The organism is Staphylococcus sp. HMSC36A10 (assembly GCF_001838845.1).
Classification (GTDB): domain Bacteria; phylum Bacillota; class Bacilli; order Staphylococcales; family Staphylococcaceae; genus Staphylococcus; species Staphylococcus aureus.
This window is the reverse complement of the sequence record NZ_KV839120.1, coordinates 7,108-8,144: the sequence shown is the minus strand read 5'-3', so window position 1 is coordinate 8,144 and position 1,037 is coordinate 7,108. Positions and strand designations below refer to the sequence as shown.

At 37.8% G+C, this 1,037-nt stretch carries 4 protein-coding genes; all 4 read right to left on the bottom strand.

All coding sequences use genetic code 11. The annotated features are described in order from the left end of the window. Positions 1-163 (bottom strand): SAV1978 family virulence-associated passenger protein (locus HMPREF3247_RS08830; RefSeq protein WP_070866232.1); only part of this gene is annotated, 163 nt, incomplete at its 3' end. After that, positions 164-523, bottom strand: a complete 360-nt coding sequence (locus HMPREF3247_RS08825; protein ID WP_031782763.1) for an SA1788 family PVL leukocidin-associated protein — start codon at positions 521-523, stop codon at positions 164-166. It abuts the gene before it with no gap. Continuing rightward, positions 524-709, bottom strand: a complete 186-nt coding sequence (locus HMPREF3247_RS08820) for a DUF3113 family protein (RefSeq protein ID WP_001187234.1) — start codon at positions 707-709, stop codon at positions 524-526. Positions 710-713: 4 nt separating this feature from the next. After that, the coding region (locus tag HMPREF3247_RS08815; protein WP_070866231.1) for a DUF1064 domain-containing protein at positions 714-1,037 on the bottom strand (324 nt) is incomplete at its 5' end.

Sequence of the window (1,037 nt, the reverse complement as noted above, 5' to 3'; positions counted from 1 at the left end):
TCTTTTTCACGCCTTGCCAACCTGGTACGATATGTCCGTGAAAGTAATAAGTGCCGTTTACTACATGGATATGTGCCACTCCTTCGTTATCCTGATACAGATATCTCTTAGAGCCGAAAAATTGGTTTAAGTATTCTTTGCGTGCGTTATCTGTTTTTGGCATTTATGCTTCCTGCCATTTCGCAAACATTTGGTCATAAGTAACATCGAACCAGTACGGATCACGTGAATGTTTCTGTGGTACATTAAACAAATGTGGCTTCTTTCTTCTTAGCTCGGCCTCTTTGCGTCGTTGCCTAGCCATTGCGCGTTCTTTGCTCTCTCGTTCCATAATTTTGGATAACACGATTTCTTTATACTCAGCTAGGCGCATGCCATAAGGTGCGTTTAAGGCTTCTAACAACGCCCAGCCACCTCGTACTCTTTTCGCAACCATTCCTGGAGTTAAACCGTTCTTTTTTATCAATTCATTTTCATGTTCGGTAAATTTATATGGTTTACCGTTAATCTTTACGATACTCATTTATTCCACCTCTATATATGCATGTCTTATTGTTATGTTGTCATACTTTAGTAATTCATCCGGATTGTCATCTAAGCGCTTTGCTAGCATATCTTTTTCATCATCCACATCATCGAAATGATGATATTCAACTTCTGTAGGTATTCTTATATCAATCGTTGCATTTATATATGCTTGTTGTTGCATTAAATCACTTCATTTCTCTTTTTCTTTTACGTCTGACTTTCACTAAGTCCTCATATACCATCCATTCTTGACCTGTGTATTTAGGCGCTTTACATATCCACGTTAAATTCACATCTCTATACTGATATCTGAATATCTTCGCTTTGATGTTGGCAACTTCAGTCGCCTTACCTTTAACGTCTATAACTTCAACCAGTTTCCCTTCCTTCCACAAAGAGAAATCGGCTATATACGTAATCGGTCTTTGTTTCCCAAATTTAGGTTGTAGTTCGAATTTAGGTTGTAGTTCGATACGATCATAGTTAGTGCCATTCATATTACTTTCTAA